The 16,213-nt window shown below is 72.1% G+C and carries 18 protein-coding genes; 8 read left to right on the plus strand and 10 right to left on the minus strand.

Annotated elements, in window-relative coordinates:
* Positions 1–131: 131 nt before the first annotated feature.
* Complete coding sequence (locus ACFQ6S_RS13200; protein ID WP_003996602.1) at positions 132–791, plus strand: phosphatidylserine decarboxylase; 660 nt, start codon at positions 132–134, stop codon at positions 789–791.
* Positions 778–1,629 carry a CDP-diacylglycerol--serine O-phosphatidyltransferase gene (gene pssA / locus ACFQ6S_RS13205; protein WP_383407402.1) on the plus strand — a complete coding sequence of 284 codons (852 nt, stop codon included), beginning with the start codon at positions 778–780 and terminating at the stop codon, positions 1,627–1,629. Before ACFQ6S_RS13200 ends, pssA begins: the two co-directional genes overlap by 14 nt.
* Before the next feature lie 330 nt (positions 1,630–1,959).
* Here pssA and ACFQ6S_RS13210 read toward each other — a convergent pair whose 3' ends face one another.
* A complete protein-coding gene (locus ACFQ6S_RS13210) occupies positions 1,960–3,078 on the minus strand; it encodes a glycerate kinase (RefSeq protein WP_383409243.1) in 1,119 nt (372 codons plus the stop codon).
* Positions 3,079–3,292: 214 nt separating this feature from the next.
* Between ACFQ6S_RS13210 and ACFQ6S_RS13215 the strand changes: the two genes are divergently transcribed.
* From ACFQ6S_RS13215 to ACFQ6S_RS13225, 3 genes are all read left to right on the plus strand, one after another.
* A complete protein-coding gene (locus ACFQ6S_RS13215; protein WP_383407405.1) occupies positions 3,293–4,366 on the plus strand; it encodes an ADP-ribosylglycohydrolase family protein in 1,074 nt (357 codons plus the stop codon).
* A gap of 39 nt (positions 4,367–4,405) precedes the next feature.
* Complete coding sequence (locus tag ACFQ6S_RS13220) at positions 4,406–4,912, plus strand: NUDIX domain-containing protein (protein ID WP_383407408.1); 507 nt, start codon at positions 4,406–4,408, stop codon at positions 4,910–4,912.
* Positions 4,913–5,090: 178 nt separating this feature from the next.
* The gene (locus tag ACFQ6S_RS13225) at positions 5,091–5,837 is read left to right on the plus strand and encodes an NAD-dependent deacetylase (RefSeq protein ID WP_383407411.1); all 747 of its coding nucleotides are present in this window, start codon (positions 5,091–5,093) and stop codon (positions 5,835–5,837) included.
* Between the two features lie 16 nt (positions 5,838–5,853).
* On the opposite strand, the gene ACFQ6S_RS13230 is transcribed toward ACFQ6S_RS13225, so the two are convergent.
* From ACFQ6S_RS13230 to ACFQ6S_RS13245, 4 genes are all read right to left on the minus strand, one after another.
* Positions 5,854–7,089: a cytochrome P450 gene (locus ACFQ6S_RS13230; RefSeq protein WP_383407413.1), complete on the minus strand. Its 1,236-nt coding sequence runs from the start codon at positions 7,087–7,089 to the stop codon at positions 5,854–5,856.
* 24 nt (positions 7,090–7,113) lie between these two features.
* The gene (locus ACFQ6S_RS13235) at positions 7,114–8,538 is read right to left on the minus strand and encodes an NAD(P)/FAD-dependent oxidoreductase (protein WP_383407416.1); all 1,425 of its coding nucleotides are present in this window, start codon (positions 8,536–8,538) and stop codon (positions 7,114–7,116) included.
* Positions 8,495–8,719: a ferredoxin gene (locus ACFQ6S_RS13240; RefSeq protein WP_383409246.1), complete on the minus strand. Its 225-nt coding sequence runs from the start codon at positions 8,717–8,719 to the stop codon at positions 8,495–8,497. The genes ACFQ6S_RS13235 and ACFQ6S_RS13240 overlap by 44 nt, the downstream gene beginning before the upstream one ends.
* A 111-nt stretch (positions 8,720–8,830) precedes the next feature.
* Positions 8,831–9,472, minus strand: a complete 642-nt coding sequence (locus tag ACFQ6S_RS13245; RefSeq protein WP_383407419.1) for a hypothetical protein — start codon at positions 9,470–9,472, stop codon at positions 8,831–8,833.
* A 162-nt stretch (positions 9,473–9,634) separates the two neighbouring features.
* On the opposite strand from ACFQ6S_RS13245, the gene ACFQ6S_RS13250 reads away from it, so the two are divergent.
* Positions 9,635–10,006: a VOC family protein gene (locus ACFQ6S_RS13250; protein WP_383407422.1), complete on the plus strand. Its 372-nt coding sequence runs from the start codon at positions 9,635–9,637 to the stop codon at positions 10,004–10,006.
* Positions 10,007–10,017: 11 nt separating this feature from the next.
* On the opposite strand, the gene ACFQ6S_RS13255 is transcribed toward ACFQ6S_RS13250, so the two are convergent.
* Complete coding sequence (locus ACFQ6S_RS13255) at positions 10,018–10,500, minus strand: methylated-DNA--[protein]-cysteine S-methyltransferase (RefSeq protein WP_383407424.1); 483 nt, start codon at positions 10,498–10,500, stop codon at positions 10,018–10,020.
* 44 nt (positions 10,501–10,544) lie between these two features.
* Positions 10,545–12,014 carry a DNA-3-methyladenine glycosylase 2 family protein gene (locus ACFQ6S_RS13260; protein WP_383409248.1) on the minus strand — a complete coding sequence of 490 codons (1,470 nt, stop codon included), beginning with the start codon at positions 12,012–12,014 and terminating at the stop codon, positions 10,545–10,547.
* Positions 12,015–12,176: 162 nt separating this feature from the next.
* Here ACFQ6S_RS13260 and ACFQ6S_RS13265 point away from each other — a divergent pair, with 162 nt between their 5' ends.
* Entirely contained in the window at positions 12,177–12,539 is a 363-nt protein-coding gene (locus ACFQ6S_RS13265; protein ID WP_383407427.1) for an ArsR/SmtB family transcription factor, read from the plus strand.
* Between the two features lie 30 nt (positions 12,540–12,569).
* Here ACFQ6S_RS13265 and ACFQ6S_RS13270 read toward each other — a convergent pair whose 3' ends face one another.
* Together ACFQ6S_RS13270 and ACFQ6S_RS13275 are read right to left on the minus strand one after the other, a co-directional pair.
* Positions 12,570–13,061, minus strand: a complete 492-nt coding sequence (locus ACFQ6S_RS13270; protein ID WP_383407430.1) for a hypothetical protein — start codon at positions 13,059–13,061, stop codon at positions 12,570–12,572.
* Positions 13,058–14,617 carry an FAD-dependent monooxygenase gene (locus tag ACFQ6S_RS13275; RefSeq protein WP_383407433.1) on the minus strand — a complete coding sequence of 520 codons (1,560 nt, stop codon included), beginning with the start codon at positions 14,615–14,617 and terminating at the stop codon, positions 13,058–13,060. Before ACFQ6S_RS13275 ends, ACFQ6S_RS13270 begins: the two co-directional genes overlap by 4 nt.
* Before the next feature lie 100 nt (positions 14,618–14,717).
* Here ACFQ6S_RS13275 and ACFQ6S_RS13280 point away from each other — a divergent pair, with 100 nt between their 5' ends.
* Positions 14,718–15,683: an alpha/beta fold hydrolase gene (locus ACFQ6S_RS13280; protein ID WP_383407435.1), complete on the plus strand. Its 966-nt coding sequence runs from the start codon at positions 14,718–14,720 to the stop codon at positions 15,681–15,683.
* Between the two features lie 3 nt (positions 15,684–15,686).
* On the opposite strand, the gene ACFQ6S_RS13285 is transcribed toward ACFQ6S_RS13280, so the two are convergent.
* Positions 15,687–16,196 carry an O-acetyl-ADP-ribose deacetylase gene (locus ACFQ6S_RS13285; RefSeq protein WP_383407438.1) on the minus strand — a complete coding sequence of 170 codons (510 nt, stop codon included), beginning with the start codon at positions 16,194–16,196 and terminating at the stop codon, positions 15,687–15,689.
* Positions 16,197–16,213 lie beyond the last annotated feature (17 nt).

A 16,213-nucleotide genomic window follows, 5' to 3' on the forward strand; every position in this document is an offset into this window, starting at 1 on the left:
CACCCCGTCAGCACTCTTCAGCCGCCGACTCGTCTTCCTGGCTTGCCCAGTTGTGGCCCGCGACCGGTACGATCCCGGGAAAGCCGCCGTCCCCTGATACCGCGCGGCATCATCCGCTACGAAGGTCATCCATGCCCCACAGCCAAACCTCTGCACCACGCGACAGCCAGGTCGGCGGCGTACGCCTCGCGCGCGGAGCATCGCCGTGGCTTCTCCCGACCGTCGCCACCGCAGCCGTCAGCCTGCTGCGCGCTCGCCGCTCCGGCGTCGCCAAGGCAGTCGCCGTGCCCGCCACCGCTCTCGCGGCGGGCATGCTGTGGTTCTTCCGCGACCCCGAGCGCGAGATCGCCCAGGGCCGGGTCATCTCGCCCGCCGACGGTGTGGTGCAGAGCATCATGCCGTGGAAGGACGGCCGCACCCGCGTCGCGATCTTCATGAGCCCGCTGAACGTCCACGTCAACCGTGCGCCGCTGTCCGGCACGGTGACCTCCGTGGAGCACATCCCGGGCGGGTTCGTTCCGGCGTTCAACAAGGAGAGCGAGAACAACGAGCGCGTAGTCTGGCATTTCGACACCGAACTCGGTGACATCGAGATGATCCAGATCGCGGGCGCGGTGGCTCGTCGCATCGTCCCCTACATCCCGCAGGGCACGAAGGTCGAGCAGGGCGACCGTATCGGTCTGATCCGCTTCGGCTCGCGTGTCGACATCTACCTGCCCGAGGGCGTGGAGGTCGCGGTCGAGGTCGGGCAGAAGACCGTGGCTGGGGTGACTCGCATTGACCGTGATTGATCCTGAGACTCAGCCGGGCTGGGTGCCCGAGGCCGAAGAGGTGGACGAAGAGGAGGAGATGCCCCTCTCTCTCCGCCTGTCGATAGCGGACACCCTCACTCTCGGCAACGCCACCTGCGGCTTCATGGCGGTGTACTTCACCACCACCGGCATCCTGATCCCGCACCTCACCGGTAGCCAGGAGACCGGCATGGCCCGCCACAGCGCGGCCACGGCGGTCATTCTGATGCTGTGCGCGGCGGTCTTCGACCTGTTCGACGGCCTGGTCGCGCGCAAGCTGCGCTCCTCCCCGATGGGCGCGGAGCTGGACAACCTGTCCGACCTGATCAGCTTCGGCCTGGCGCCGGCGTACTTCGTCCTGGTCTACGGCATGGTCGCCGACGACGCGCACCAGCGGGTGGCGGCGGTCGGCGCGATCGTGGTTCTGCTGGCGGTGGTGCTGAGACTGGCCCGCTTCTCCTGCGTGACGCCGCCGAACGGCATGTTCCAGGGCATGCCCTCGCCGTTCGGCGCGCTGACGGTGGTCTCGATCGTTCTGCTGGAGCTGCCCTTCGTGGCGACGCTGCTGGCGATCCTCGGTACCGCTTGGCTGATGGTGAGCCGCGTCGAATACCCCAAGCCCCGGGGCCGTCTCGCGGTGGCGATGCTCGGCTGGATCGTGGTCAGCATGGGCCTCCTCGCCGCCTGGGCGTTCGACGCCCCGAGCGGTCAGCTGCTGCTCCAGACGGGCTGTGCGCTCCAGCTGGTCACGGGCGCGGTGATCCCGCTGTTCGCCACGGCTCGCCGGGTGAACAACTTCCGCGACAACCGGCGGGAGGCGCGGGCGGCCCAGCCGTGACGCTGCGCTTTGCTTGGGCCCCGGACCGGGTTGGTTCGGGGCCCTTCGCTTTGTCCGCACTCGGCGCTTTGGCGGGCGCTCCCTGGGGGCTGCCGCCCCCAGACCCCCGCTGTCGGCCCTGAAGGGGCCTCGTCCTCGAACGCCGGACGGGCTGAGAGATCAACCTGCCCGGCGTGAGATGAAACCGGCCCCTCCGGCGTCTGCTGAAATGCAGCCCTTCCGGCGTTTGAGGAGCGGGGGTCCAGGGTGCGGAGCCCCTGGCGGGGTCGAAGGGGCAGCGCCCCTGGAAGATGAGACGGGTAGGGGCGGCGGGGGCGGGAGAATCCGGCCCTACGTCAGGAAGTCCCGGCCGATCCGCTCCGCCACCCGTTCCAGGATCGGGCCCGCCTCCGCGATGCACTTCGCCACATCCGGCTCGGCCTCCGTCAGGGGATACGCCCGACGGATCCCGGCCCGGCCCAGCGCCTCCGGTGCCAGGGCGAGGCGGCCGCAGACCGCGACGACCTCCTTGTCCGCCGCGCGGGCCGCCGCCGCGACACCCGCGGGAGCCTTGCCGTGGAGGGTCTGCTCGTCGAGGGAGCCCTCGCCGGTGATCACCAGCGTGGCCCGCTCCAGTGCCGGCGCGAAGCCCAGGACGTCCAGCATGACCTCGATGCCGGGGCGGAAGCGGGCACCGAGGAGAAGGGCGCCGTAGCCGATTCCGCCCGCCGCGCCCGCGCCGGGTGCCGCGGCGTGCTCGGCGGCACCGGCGCCGACCGACTCCTCCAGCACCTTCGCGAAGTGCCCGAGCGCCGCGTCCAGCGTCTCCACGTCGTCCGGCGAGGCCCCCTTCTGCGGGCCGTACACCGCCGGCGCGCCCTGGGGCCCGGTCAGCGGGTTGTCGACGTCGCTGGCGAGCACCAGGTCGACGGAGGCCAGCCTCGGGTCCAGGCCGGAGAGGTCGGCCGTGGCCAGGTCGCCCAGGCCGCCGCCGCCCGGCGCCACCGGCTCCCCGTCCGTGTCCAGGAAGCGCGCGCCCAGCGCGGTCAGCATGCCGGCGCCGCCGTCCGTCGTCGCGCTGCCGCCGACTCCGAACACGATCGTGCGGGCACCCGCGTCCAACGCGGCCCGCAGCAGCTCCCCGGAGCCGTGGGTGGACGCCGTGAGCGGCGCGAAGACGCCCGCGGGCAGCCGCTGGAGGCCGCTCGCCTCCGCCATCTCCACGACCGCCGCGTCGCCGCGCAGCGCGAACGCCGCCGTCACCTCGTGCCCGAGGGGCCCGGCGACCCGGATCTCCCGCCGCTCGAACCCGGCCGCGACCGCCGCGTCCACCGTCCCGTCGCCGCCGTCGGCCACGGGCATGGCCTCCACCTCGAGGCCCGGCACGACCCGGCGCAGACCGGCGGTCACGCGCTCGGCGACCTGCACGGCCGTCAGCGACCCCTTGAACTTGTCCGCGGCGATGAGCACGCGCTGTGTCACCTGTTTTCCCCTTGCTCTCCGGGCCTCGCGCACGTCAAGGCCAGTCGCGCCGCTGCGACCATAACCGGAGTCCACCCCCGCCGTCATGCGCTGACCGGTGCTTGAGAACTCCGCAGGAACCCCGTGGGCGTGCCCTGCGAACTCCCTGTGGCCGGTTCCCGAACCCCGAGCGGAAGCCCCCGGAATTGGGTAAACCGGTCCTATGACCCCTGTGGGCACTGAGCCAGAGCTCGCCGACCGCGTCCTCGGGGGCTGGCTGGGCCGGATCGCGGGCAACATGCTCGGCAAGCCGGTCGAGCAGGGCGACCTGTGGACGCGGGACCGTATCGACCGCTATCTGCGGCAGGCCGCGGCCCTGCCCCTCACCGACTATCTGCCGGAGCCCGTGGACGAGACCGACGGCTTCGAGCTGCGGCCCGAGTGGCGCCAGTGCGTACGGGGCCGCATCCACGGCAGCTGCCGCGACGACGACGTCGACTACGCGATCCTCGGCCTCGACCTGCTGGAGACCCACGGCTTCGGCTTCAGCACCGAGCAGGTCGGCGACCTGTGGCTGCTGCGGCTGCCGTATCTGCAGACCTTCACCGCGGAGCGGGCGGCGTACCGCAACCTCGCCAATGGTCTGAAGCCGCCGCTCACGGCCACGTACGACAACCCGTACCAGGAGTGGATCGGCGCTCTCATCCGTGCCGACATCTACGGCTGGACCTGTCCGGGCCACCCGCGCCGCGCCTCCTCCCTCGCCCGCCGGGACGCGGTGCTGACGCACACCGGCAACGGTGTGTACGGCGCGATGTGGGCGGCGGCGCTGATCGCGGCGGCGTTCACGGCGCCCACGATCCGCAAGGCGGTCGACGAGGCGCTCGCGGTCATTCCGGCGAGCAGCCGCCTCGCCCGCACCGTACGCCGCGTCGTCTCGCTCCACGACACCCGGATGACCTGGGAGGACACGCTCACCACGGTCGCCGAGGAGACCGCCGGGCTCGGCTGGATCCACACCATCCCGAACGCGGCCGTGCTCACCGCCGGGCTGCTCTACGGCGACGGCGACTTCACCCGCACCATCACGCTCACCGTCCGCGGCGGCCTGGACACCGACTCCAACGGGGCGACGGCCGGTTCGGTGGCCGGGGTGCTGACCGGGGCGGAGGCGATCCCGGACCAGTGGACCGCGCCGCTGGAGGACACGGTCCGCAGCGCGGTGTTCGGGTTCGACGGGGTGCGGATCAGCGAGCTGGCGCAGCGGACGGTGCGGCTGGCGGAGGCCGAGGTCTGACCGAGGGGGCGGTCACGGACTCTGGCTACCCTTCACTCCATGACCTCCACGCCAGACTTCGCCGCGTACATCGCGGGTCTCCCCCGCGTCCTCGCCGGTGCCGCCGCCCTCTTCCGTGACGGCGCGGGCCGGGTGCTGCTCGTGGAGCCCAACTACCGTGAGGGGTGGGCGCTGCCGGGCGGTACGGTCGAGTCGGACGACGGTGAGACGCCCCGGCAGGGCGCGCGTCGTGAGACGGCCGAGGAGATCGGGCTGGACCGGGAGTTGGGCCCGCTGCTCGCCGTGGACTGGGTGCACGGGACGGGGCGGCCGCCGCTGGTGGCGTATCTGTACGACGGTGGCGTCCTCGGCGAGGACGACTTCAAGGCGATCCGGTTGCAGGAGGAGGAGCTGCTGTCCTGGCGGCTCGCCGCCCGCGAGGAGCTCACCGCTCATCTGCCGGGCTCCCTGGGCCGCCGTGTCCTGGCCGCGCTGGACGTCCTCGCGGCCGGCGGCGGGACGGTGGAGCTGGAGAACGGGCACCGGGTGAACTCCGGCGGCGTGTGAGTCCCCCTTGGTGCGCCGGGAATTCCCGGGCACCGTGGTGTTTCCGGAACGGGCGGGAGTGCGGCCCGCCTCGGCCGGACCACGGCGACGACCACGAGAGCTGAGGCGACGAACCGCCGGGCACGGCGCTCGGATATCCGTTCGCAGCTCCCACCACGCCCGTCCTACCCTCGGTGCCATGACCAAGCCGCCCCTCGTCGCCCTCCTCAGCGGCGCCGGTATCAGCACGGACTCCGGGATCCCCGACTACCGCGGGCCGAACGGGCTGTGGCGCCGGGACCCGGAGGCCGAGAAGCTCGTGACGTACGAGTACTACATGGGCGATCCGGAGATCCGGCGACGCTCGTGGCAGATGCGCCGCAATAACCGCACGCTCAAGGCCGAGCCGAACGCGGCGCACCGCGCGGTGGCCGAGCTGGAGCGCTCCGGGGTGCCGGTGCGGGTGATCACGCAGAACGTGGACGGGCTGCACCAGCTCGCCGGGATGCCCGCACGCAAGGTCCTCGAACTGCACGGCAGCGCACGGAGCGTGCTGTGCACGAAGTGCCATGCGCGCGGTCCGATGGAGGACGCCCTGGCCCGGGTCGAGGCGGGCGAGGCCGATCCGCCGTGCCTGGAGTGCGGCGGGATCCTGAAGTCGGCGACGGTCATGTTCGGCGAGCGGCTCGACCCGATGGTCCTCGGCGAGGCGGTCGCGATCACCAAGGCCTGCCAGGTGTTCATCGCCGTCGGCAGCAGCCTCCAGGTGCAGCCCGCCGCCGGCCTCGCGGGCGTCGCCGCCGACCACGGCGCCCGGCTCGTCATCGTCAACGCCGAGCCGACGCCGTACGACGAACGCGCCGACGAGGTGATCCGCGAACCGATCGGCACCGCACTGCCGGAGCTGCTGCGGGGGCTCGGCATGATGAGCGGCCAAGTGGACTGACCCGGCACCGCCATGGTTAGGGGCGGATGCCGTCGCAGGCGATGTGCAGCTGGCGTGGACCGCGCAGCACGGCGTTCTGCCGGTACGGGGGCGGGTCCGCCAGCAGACGTGGGTTGTCCAGTCTCCGGGCCAGCTCCGCCAGGGCGAGCTGGGCCTCCAGCCGGGCGAGCGGGGCGCCGAAGCAGCTGTGGATGCCGCTGCCCAGGCCGAGGTGCTGGATGTCCGGGCGGTCCGGGTCGAAGCGGTCCGGGTTCTGGAAGCGCCGGGGATCGCGGTTGCCCGACGCCAGGACCAGCCACAGGGTGGCGCCCTTGGGGATGGTGACGCCGTGGACCTCGATGTCGGCGAGGGTGGTGCGCTGCGGCACCAGTTGCACCGGCGGCTCGAAGCGCAGCAGTTCCTCGACGACGGGGACGGCCAGCCGCGGCTCGGTCCGCAGCCGCTCAAGGACGTCGGGATTGCGCAGCAGGGTCAGCATCCCGTTGGTGATGAGGTTGACCGTGGTCTCGTGCCCCGCGATCAGCAGCAGCGCCGCGGTGCTGAGCAGTTCCATCGTGGTCATCGGGCCGTCCTCGCCCTCGGCCGTCGCCAGCTGGGAGAGCATGTCGCCCGCGGGGTTCTTGCGGCGCTCCTCGATCAGGCCGGCCAGGTACATGCCCAGCTGCATCCGGGCGTCGTGCGCACCCTTGCCCCGCTCGGCGGAATCCGCGTCCGGGTCGGGGTCCAGGCTCGCGGCGAGGGTGTCCGCCCAGGAGTGGAAGCGCGGCTCGTCCTCACGCGGTACACCGAGCAGCCGGCAGATCACCGTCACCGGGAAGGGGTAGGAGAACTGCTCCACGAGGTCGATCCGGCCCGGGTCGCCGATGCCGTCGATGAGGCCGGCGACGATGTCGTGAAGCTCGGGGCGCATCCCGTCGATGCGGTGAGGGGAGTGCGGCGGGCCGAAGGGCCGGTTCGTCATGCGGCGCAGCCGGTCGTGTTCCGGCGGGTCGAGCTTCAGGAAGCCCGGCGGCAGGGCGCTCTCCTCCTGGGGCGCCTCGGCCAGCGGGTCGGCGGCGTTCGAGGCGAGGTTGCGGGCGTCGGAGCTGATCCGGGGATCGTGCAGGAGACTGCGGATCTCGTAGTACGTGCTGACGACGTAGGGCCCGTCGCTCTCGTGGTGGACCGGCGTCTTCCGCAGCTCCTCGTAGAGCGGGTAGGGGTTGGCACGGTTGGCGTGGTCCAGGATCTGGTGGAGCAGGGATGGCTTCATGGCGGGTCCTCGTGGCCGTGCGGGTCAGAGGGCGGGGGTGAACGTCGTCCGGCGGTCGGCCGGCGAGTAGCCGCTGAGGGTCACGGTGGGGCCGTGGGTGGGAATCGACGGGTCGGGGAAGTCCGCGTCGACGGGCCGCTGTCCGTCGGGTGGCCGGTCCACCGTGGGGAACGGCAGCGGGAACGGCGTGGTGCGCTCGATCAGCTCCTGGTAGAACGGCAGCCACCGGCCCTGGTCGAAGGCGACCGCGCCGATGACGCGCCCCTGGTATCCGTAGACGCCGATGAACCGGCGGCGCTCGAGTGAGCCCTGCGAGATGAGGATCTCCGTCCCCATCGACGGCACCCCGACCGACTTGATGTTGACTCCGAACTGCGCGGACCAGAACGACGGCACCTCCATGTGAGGGATCCGGTCGGTGCTCCGGCTGAGCATGTTGTGCGCCGCGATCCCGGCCTGGGTGACGGCGTTGCCCCAGTGCTCCAGGGCCAGGAACTGGTAGCCGAACAGGGGGTGCGGACAGCGGGCGACATCGCCGGCCGCGTAGATGTCATCGGTGACGATTCCGCGGATGTCGAAGGCGCGGCAGCCGGCGTCGCAGGCGATGCCGCGGGGGCCGGCCCCGAGTCCGGACCCGGCGAGCCATTCGGTGTTGCGGGTGGCGCCGAGTGAAACGATCACCACGTCGCTCTCCACGGTGGAGCCGTCGGACAGATGCGCCGCGCGTACCCGCCCCGAGGCGTCGCCCTCCAGAGCGGTGACCGTGACCCCGCACAGCAGGTCCACACCGTGCTCGCGCTGCATCTCGGCGGCGACCGCCCCGACCACGCCACCGAGCGCCCCGACGAGTGGCGCCCCACCGCGTTCCGCGACCGTGACGGGCAGGCCGCGCTCTCGGCAGGCGGAGGCGATCTCCGACCCGGTGAACCCGGCCCCGATGACCAGGACCCGCCTGGGTCCCGCCGCGAGACGCCGGGCGAGCGCGGCGCTGTCGTCGCAGGTGCGCAGGCAGAAGACGCCGTCGAGTTCCGCCTCAGCCTCCTGCGGCCACGGTCGCGCCCTGACCCCGGTGGCGATCAGCAGCCTGTCGTACGGCACCTCGTCGCCGTCGGCCAGCCGCACCCGCCGGGCGGCCATGTCCAGTCCGGTGGCCGCGACACCGAGCCGCCAGGTCGCGTCGACGGATCGGAGCCTGGGCAGTGCGGTGCGCTCGGCGCTCGCCCGGCCCAGCAGCACCTGCTTGGACAGCGGGGGCCGGTCGTACGGCTCGCTGGGCTCGTCGCCGATCATGGTCAGTGACCCCGCGAAGCCCTTGGCCCGCAGGGTCTCGGCGGCCCGCAGGCCGGCCAGCGAGGCGCCGACGACGACGATGCGGCCCTCGCGCCTGAGCCGTTCCAAGGATCCGTCACCGGGCACCGGACACCGCCTCGGCCGGTACGTCCACGGCATCGACGAGGATGGCCTGGACGGGGCAGGCCGCGGCCGCCTGGGCCAGCTTCTCGCGCTGTGTCTCGTCGACCTCGGGGTCGTACAGCAGCGCCTCCTCGCCGTGCATGGCGAAGACCTCCGGGGCGAGGAACGCGCACTGCGCATATCCCTGGCAGCGGTTGAGATCGACGGCAATCCTCACCACGGGATCGGTCCTTCCAATGGCCCGGTCAACCCTCCATCGACCACTCTCGGTGGCCGGAGGGGATGCGACGACGAGAGGGAGACCGTTCGGGTGAGCGGTGCGGCCGGATCAGGCCGGGGCGGCGGGCCGTGCCGCGGCACGACGGCGTGCCCACAGGATGTGCAGGCTGAGGAGCAGCGCCCAGGCCGGGAAGACCAGTTCGGACCAGGGCACGTCCGCTCCCACCACGAGCAGCGTCAGGCCGGCCAGATAGCCGAGGACGACGAGCGGGCGCGGCAGGGCGCCGAGCCGGCGGCCGATGGTCGAGGTCGTGATGATGAACACCGCCGCCATCCGCATGGCGTACGTGGTCAGCAGGGCGTAGGCGAAGTCGCGGCCGAAGGGAGCGCCCTGCTGCCGGCTCTCGTCGAGCACGGTTCCCGCTGCCGCGGCGGCGCCGAACAGGGTGGCCACGAAGACCAGGCCGCTGCCCAGGAACACGGTGGAGACGAACCGGTCCTCGCCCTCGCCGACCTGCTCGCGCAGGGCGCCCATGAACCACAGGAACGCGATCCCGGCGAACGGGAGCAGTTCCAGCGCGGTCCGCACGGCGCTCCGCTGTCCGGCGTCGAGGGTCACGTCGTCCGCGCCGGCGCCGTCGGGCAGAGCGATCCGCACCAGAACGATCGCCGTGGCCATCAGGACCGCGAACACCACCCCGGCCACCCCGGCGGCCCAGGGTGTCGCGAGGTGCTTGTACTTCCGCGCCATGGGCCCTCGCCTTCTGCCTGCTTCTCCTTCGTACAGACACCAGCGTGCGCGGGACCCACGCCACCGGGGTCACTCGGGAGGAAGCGCCGCGTGGGCCATACAGGTCACGGCCGCGCCGAAAAAGCCGCTGCGCGGGCTCGGCGGGTGACCCAGAATACGATCATGACCTCTCGGATACGCCATACGACGATCGACTCCTCCGACGCCTACCGCCTCGCCGGCTTCTGGTCCCAGGTGCTCGACTTGCCCGTGCACGAGGACGACGAGCCGGGCGACGAGGAGGTGCTGATCGAGGCAGCGGGGCTGCTGTTCGTCACCGTCCCGGAGGCGAAGACCGTCAAGAACCGCGTGCATCTGGACCTTCAGCCGCAGGACCTCACCCGGGACCAGGAGGTCGAGCGGGTTCTCGCCCTCGGCGCCACCCTGGTCGACGACCGCCGCAACGCGGACGGCACGGGCTGGGCGGTCCTGGCCGATCCGGAGGGCAACGAGTTCTGTGTGGAGCGCGGCGCGGCGGAGCGGGCGGCCGGCTGAGCCGGCCGGTCTCAGAACAGCGCCGTTCCGCTCTCGAAGTCCAGCAGCCGCTGTTTGCGGTCCAGGCCGCCGCCGTAGCCGGTGAGGCTTCCGCTCGCGCCGACCACGCGATGGCAGGGGACGATGATGCCGATCGGGTTCTTGCCGTTGGCGAGGCCGACCGCGCGTGAGGCGCCGGAGTTGCCCAGGGCGTCGGCGAGTTGGCCGTAGGAGCGGGTCTCGCCGTACGGGATCTTGCGCAGCTGTTCCCAGACGCGGCGCTGGAAGGGCGTTCCGCCCAGGCTCAGTTCGAGCGTGAACTCCTTCAACTCACCCGCGAAATAGGCCTTCAGCTGCTCCTCGGCCGCTCCGAAGAGGGACTCGTCGCGGGTGCCGAAGGATTCCTCGGGTGGACGGTGGCGTTGATCGGTCATGTAGAGGCCGCTCAGGACGCCGCCCTCGGCGACGAGGGTGAGCGGGCCGTACGGGCTGTCGATGACGGTGTGCTGCTTCACTGGATTTCCTTACATGGGTAACACGGTTGCACGCGTTACACGGGCTACACGGGGAGGAAGTTGATCGGGTGGCTGTCCGTCGCCCACAGGTACTGCACGGCGTACGCCCGCCAGGGGCGCCAGGCCGCCGCGCGGGCCGTGAGGGCCGCCGGAGTGGACGGCAGGCCCAACTCCTGGGCGGCGCGGCGGATTCCGAGGTCGGTGGGGAGGAAGGCGTCGGGGTCGCCGAGGGCGCGCATCGCGATGACGTCGACCGTCCAGGGGCCGAAGCCGGGGAGGGTCAGGAGGCGGGCCCGGGTTTCCGGCCAGTCACTGTCGGGTCCCAGGCGCACCTCGCCGTCGGCGAGCCGGCCGACCAGCGTCGTGAACGTCGTACGGCGGGTCCTGGGCATCGCCAGTGACTCCGGGTCCACCGAGGCCAGCGCCTCGGGGGACGGGAAGAGGTGGGTGAGGCCGCCCTCGGGGTCGTCGATCCGCTCGCCGTGGGCGGTGACCAGTCGGGCCGCGTGGGTGCGCGCGGCGGCGGTGGAGACCTGCTGGCCGAGCACGGCCCGTACGGCGAACTCCGCCTCGTCGACCGTGCGCGGCACCCGTCGGCCGGGCGCCTTGTCGACCAGCGGCGCGAGCAGCGGATCGGTACGCAACTGGTCGTCGATCGCGACCGGATCGGCGTCCAGGTCGAGCATCCGTCGGCACCGGCTGATCGCCACGGTCAGGTCGCGCAGGTCGGAGAGGGTGAGCCGGCAGCCGATGTGGTCGGGCTGCGGGGTCAGGTTCACGATGCCGTGGCCGTACGGCAGCCTGAGCGTGCGCCGGTACGCACCGTCCCGCCACTCCTCGACCCCGGGCACGGCGGTCGCCGCGAGGTGGCCGAAGAGGTTGTCGGGGTTGAGGGGGGCGCGGAACGGCAGGCGCAGGGTGAGCGCGCCGGCGGTGTTGCCCGGGGTGATGCGGGGTGCGCGGGAGCGCAGGTCGGTCGGCGCGAGGGCGAAGACCTCGCGGACGGTGTCGTTGAAGGTGCGGATGGAGGCGAAGCCGGCCGCGAAGGCGATGTCGGCCATGGGCAGGGGTGTCGTCTCGATGAGGAGGCGGGCCGCCTGGGCGCGCTGGGCGCGGGCCAGGGCCAGCGGGCCCGCGCCGAGTTCGGCGAGGAGCTGGCGTTCGACCTGCCGGGTGCTGTAGCCGAGCCGGGCGGCGAGGCCGGGCACGCCCTCGCGGTCGACGACGCCGTCGGCGATCAGCCGCATCGCGCGGGCGACGAGGTCGGCGCGCTGGTTCCACTCCGGGGAGCCGGGGCTGGTGTCCGGGCGGCAGCGCTTGCAGGCCCGGAATCCGGCCTGCTGGCAGGCGGCCGCGCTCGGGAGGAACCGCATGTTCTCCGGCTTGGGCGGGACCACCGGGCAGCTGGGCCGGCAGTAGATCCCGGTGGTGACGACCGCCGTGAAGAACCATCCGTCGAAGCGGGCGTCCTTGGACTGGACGGCGCGCACGCAGCGCTCCGTGTCGGTGTGCATCCCCTTCTGCATACGTCCAGCATCGGCCACGGGAGCGGCAAGGGCTGGCGAGAATCCGACATCAACCTCGTCTGTCCTGGGAGCTGCCGGATCACCCTGGACGAAAACCGTTCACATGAACAATCATTCATGCGTTCATGTACGATGGGTAAGATACCCCTCATGGGTCATGGAGCCGTCACCGCCGCGCAGGACGCCCCCGAGCGCGTACGTCTGGACGCGGCCAACGCGGCCAAGGTGGCCACCACCCTCCAGGCCCTCTCCACGCCCTCCCGCCTGCTGATCCTGGCGCGGCTCCGCGAGGGGCCGCTGCCGGCCACGGAGTTGGCGGCCGAGGTGGGCATGGAGCAGTCCGCCTGCTCGCACCAGCTGCGGCTGCTGCGCAATCTGGGCCTGGTGGTGGGCGAGCGGCGCGGCCGGTCGGTGGTGTACGCGCTGCACGACCACCATGTCGCCGAGCTGCTCGACCAGGCCGTCTACCACGTGGAGCATCTGCGGCTGGGCATCAGCGACGCGACCGAGTGAGCCCGCGCCGCCGGCTCGGCGGCGCCTGCGTCACGACGCGTCCGGACCCGGAGTCGGCCCCACACCCCGCAACTGCTGGACGTTCCCGCCCAGTTCGGGCCGGAGCCTCTCCAGCAGGGCCGGTTTGGCGCTGACCACCCAGCGGGTGCCGACGAGGTACTTGCCCCCGTAGACGGCGGCCGCGTCCAGCCAGGTCAGCTTGTACTTCTCCGCCGGGAACGTGGTGATGAGGTAGTCGCCCTCCTTGGTGTGGCAGACCCCCTCGCGCAGTTCGTCCGCGTCGGTCCTGATCTTGACCTTGCAACCGGTCAGATCGGCGATCACCTCGACCTTCGCCGGTGCCACGACGCCGGCCACGGTGGCGGAGACGTTCGTCGGGCTGCTCTGCGCGGAGGTTCCCTTGTCGTCACCGCCGCCGCACGCGGTGGCGGTGAGCAGGAGAACCAGACCACAGGCCGGCGCGACGAGAGCGGTGCTTGCTCTGCTTCCTCGGTGTAGCTGCACGAAGGAGGTACGGATCAAGGCCGGTCGACGTTCACCTCGGGGTGTCGGGTGGGCCCGGTCGGCAGCCAGCGGGCGGTGTAGGCCCGCAGTCCGTCGAGTCCGGCGCCGCGGGCGACATAGCCGAGGTGGCCGTCGGGCCGTACGAGTCCCTGGGCGACGCCCGGCCAGGGGCTCCGGTCGCCGAGGCGGTGCACGGTGATCAGACCGGCCCGGCCGGTCAGGACCGGGGCGAGCCGCTCGTCCGGCCAGAGGTGCGGCGGGCCCGCGAGCAGCAGATGCCAGCCGGGGGCGGCGGTCCGTGCCTGGAGGCCGCGGGGCAGGTCGGGCAGCCGGTCGCCGGCGCGTGGGCCGCGGCGGGGCGGGCGGGTGCCCGTCGTGGAGGCGGGGCTGCGGCGGTAGTGGATGCCGAGTTCGGAGACGGTGCGGAAGACCCGGCGGCGGAGCGTCGTCGCATGCTTCACCAGCGGGGCGACACGCGGAACGAGGCGCTCGCGGGCGAACCGGAGGACGGGATTCGGGCTCGTGCCGATGACGAAGGCACGGTCGGTGAAACGCCGTACGGCGCGGCCGACCGGGGCCCGCTCGGCCCCGTACGTCTCCAGCAGCTCCTCCGGCGCGGCGTCCCGGCACACGAGGGCGAGCTTCCAGCCCAGGTTGAGGGCGTCCTGGATACCGGTGTTCATGCCCTGTGCCCCGGCCGGGCTGTGGATGTGGGCCGCGTCGCCGGCGAGGAAGAAGGGGCCGGAGCGATAGCGGGCGGCGCCCCGGTTGTGGAGCCGGAACTCGGTCATCCAGACGGGATCCCGCAGGACCAGGCCTTCCGCGCCGTACCGTTCGGCGATCCCTTGCAGCATCGGCACCGTCACCTTTTCCTCGGGGGCGCGGGAGGGCCGCATCGCGAGCATGCGCCAGGGGGCGGGCGAGCCGAGCGGGAAGAAGAACACCATCCCGCCCCCGGTCATGTACGAGTGCACGGCACCGGGCTCCAGCCCGTCCACCTCCAGGTCGGCGAGCAGGTACGTCTGCGGGTAGGCGTACCCCTCGAAACCGATACCGGCCTGGGTGCGCACCGTGCTGTGCGCGCCGTCGCAGCCCACGACATGACGGGCCGTCACGCTCTCCTCCACACCGTCACGGCTCCGCAGCAGACAGTCGACGTACGGCCCCTGCCGCTCCAGCCGCACCAGCTCGGTGCCGCGCTCGACCGTAACGTCCCGGGCGGCCAGGTGCTCACCGAGCACGCTCTCCGTCTCCGCCTGCGAGAGGAACAGCAGGAAGGGGTACGGAGTGTCGGTCGCGCCGATGTCGAACAGCGGCACCGACACCGTGCGCCGCCTCAAGTGCAGCCGCAGTCCCACCGCGGGGTTGCCGCGCGCCAGGAGCTCCTCGGTCACACCGAATCCGGCGAGTGCCTCCAGGGTGCGGGGCTGGATGCCGAGCGCCCGGGACTCGCGCACCCGGTCGAGGGAGCGGTCGACGATCCGGAACCGGGTTCCGTAGGCCCGCAGTTGAGCGGCGAGCGCGAGCCCGGTGGGGCCGGCGCCCACGATCAGCACGTCCAGGGGTGGTGTCATGGATCCACCGTAGGCACTGGGCGGTGATCGGTTCCCGCCGCGGTGCACCGACCAGGACCTGCGCCGCGGCCCGGGGATCACGGCACGTAGGCTCGTCGGCATGGTTGAGCATCGAACGGTCGAGGCGAACGGCGTCCGGCTGCACATCGCCGAGCAGGGCGACGGCCCCCTGGTGCTGCTCCTGCACGGCTTCCCCGAGTCATGGCACTCCTGGCACCGCCAGTTCGGCCCGCTGGCCGACGCGGGCTTCCGGGTGGTCGCCCCCGACCAGCGCGGATACGGAAGCAGTGACCGCCCCGACGCCGTCGACGCGTACACCATCCTCCATCTGGTCGGCGATGTCGTCGGCCTCATCCAGGCCCTGGGCGAGGAGAAGGCATTCGTCGTCGGCCACGACTGGGGTGCGCCGGTCGCCTGGCACACCGCGCTGCTGCGACCGGACGTGGTGCGTGGCGTGGCGGGCCTGAGCGTGCCGCCCCCGTTCCGGGGGACGCGGCCTCCGCTGGCCGCCATGGAGGAGCGCTTCGACGGCCGGTTCTACTGGAACTACTTCGCCCGCCGCGGCGTCGCCGACGCCGAGTTCGCGAAGAACACACGCACCACCTTGCGGAAGTTCTTCTACGCGGCGTCCGGCGACGCCCCCGGCGCCGGCTCCGGCGTGCAGCCGCTGATCGATCCCGAGCACGGCTGGCTCGCCACCCTGCCGGACCCCGAGGTGCTGCCCGACTGGTTCACCGAGGACGACCTCGACGCACTCACCGAGAGCTTCTCCCAGGGCTTCACCGGGGCCCTCAACTGGTATCGCAACCTCGACCGCAACTGGGAACTGACCGCGCCCTGGCACAACGCGGTCGTCACCCCGCCCGCCCTGTACGTCTACGGCGACCGGGACCTCGTCCCCGCCTTCCCCGGCACTCCCGAACTCATCGAGAGGCTCCCGGACCTGATGCCCAACCTGTGGCGCAGGCCCGTCGAGCTGGCCGGCTGCGGACACTGGACCCAGCAGGAACGCCCGGACGAGGTGAACGCGGCGCTCGTCGAGTTCCTGACGGCCTGTTCCGGCTGAGCCCTACCCGACCTGTTCCTCGAACACCTCGTACGCCCTCTGGTCGAAGAGGACGAACCTGACCTCCTCGACCGACGTCCGCGCCGCCCGTACCGTCGCCACCGCGATCCGGGCGCCGTCGTCCATCGGCCAGCCGTAGATGCCGGTGGAGATGGCCGGGAAGGCGACGGACCGCGCGCCCAGTTCGTCGGCGATCCGCAGCGACTCGCGGTAGCAGGAGGCCAGCAGATCCGAGCGGTCCTCGGAGGCGGACCAGACCGGGCCCACCGTATGGATCACCCATCGCGCGTCCAGGTCCCCCGCCGTCGTGGCCACCGCCTGCCCCGTCGGCAGGCCCTTGCCGTACCGGGAGGCGCGCAGCTCACGGCACTCGGAGAGGATCGCGGAGCCGCCGCGGCGGTGGATGGCGCCGTCGACTCCTCCCCCGCCGAGGAGGGAGGAGTTGGCGGCGTTCACGATCGCGTCCACGGACTCTCGTGTGATGTCGCCCTGGACGAGTCTGATGGTGGTCATGACTGTCTCTATAGCAG

This window comes from Streptomyces sp. NPDC056479 (genome assembly GCF_042795335.1).
Taxonomy (GTDB): domain Bacteria; phylum Actinomycetota; class Actinomycetes; order Streptomycetales; family Streptomycetaceae; genus Streptomyces.

Coding starts and splice junctions, on each gene's coding strand:
- ACFQ6S_RS13200 (WP_003996602.1), top strand. CDS start 132: ATGCCCCACAGCCAAACCTCTGCACCACGCGACAGCCAGGTCGGCGGC.
- ACFQ6S_RS13215 (WP_383407405.1), top strand. CDS start 3,293: ATGACCCCTGTGGGCACTGAGCCAGAGCTCGCCGACCGCGTCCTCGGG.
- ACFQ6S_RS13220 (WP_383407408.1), top strand. CDS start 4,406: ATGACCTCCACGCCAGACTTCGCCGCGTACATCGCGGGTCTCCCCCGC.
- ACFQ6S_RS13225 (WP_383407411.1), top strand. CDS start 5,091: ATGACCAAGCCGCCCCTCGTCGCCCTCCTCAGCGGCGCCGGTATCAGC.
- ACFQ6S_RS13230 (WP_383407413.1), bottom strand. CDS start 7,089: ATGAAGCCATCCCTGCTCCACCAGATCCTGGACCACGCCAACCGTGCC.
- ACFQ6S_RS13235 (WP_383407416.1), bottom strand. CDS start 8,538: ATGCCGTGGACGTACCGGCCGAGGCGGTGTCCGGTGCCCGGTGACGGA.
- ACFQ6S_RS13245 (WP_383407419.1), bottom strand. CDS start 9,472: ATGGCGCGGAAGTACAAGCACCTCGCGACACCCTGGGCCGCCGGGGTG.
- ACFQ6S_RS13250 (WP_383407422.1), top strand. CDS start 9,635: ATGACCTCTCGGATACGCCATACGACGATCGACTCCTCCGACGCCTAC.
- ACFQ6S_RS13260 (WP_383409248.1), bottom strand. CDS start 12,014: ATGCACACCGACACGGAGCGCTGCGTGCGCGCCGTCCAGTCCAAGGAC.
- ACFQ6S_RS13265 (WP_383407427.1), top strand. CDS start 12,177: ATGGGTCATGGAGCCGTCACCGCCGCGCAGGACGCCCCCGAGCGCGTA.
- ACFQ6S_RS13275 (WP_383407433.1), bottom strand. CDS start 14,617: ATGACACCACCCCTGGACGTGCTGATCGTGGGCGCCGGCCCCACCGGG.
- ACFQ6S_RS13280 (WP_383407435.1), top strand. CDS start 14,718: ATGGTTGAGCATCGAACGGTCGAGGCGAACGGCGTCCGGCTGCACATC.
- ACFQ6S_RS13285 (WP_383407438.1), bottom strand. CDS start 16,196: ATGACCACCATCAGACTCGTCCAGGGCGACATCACACGAGAGTCCGTG.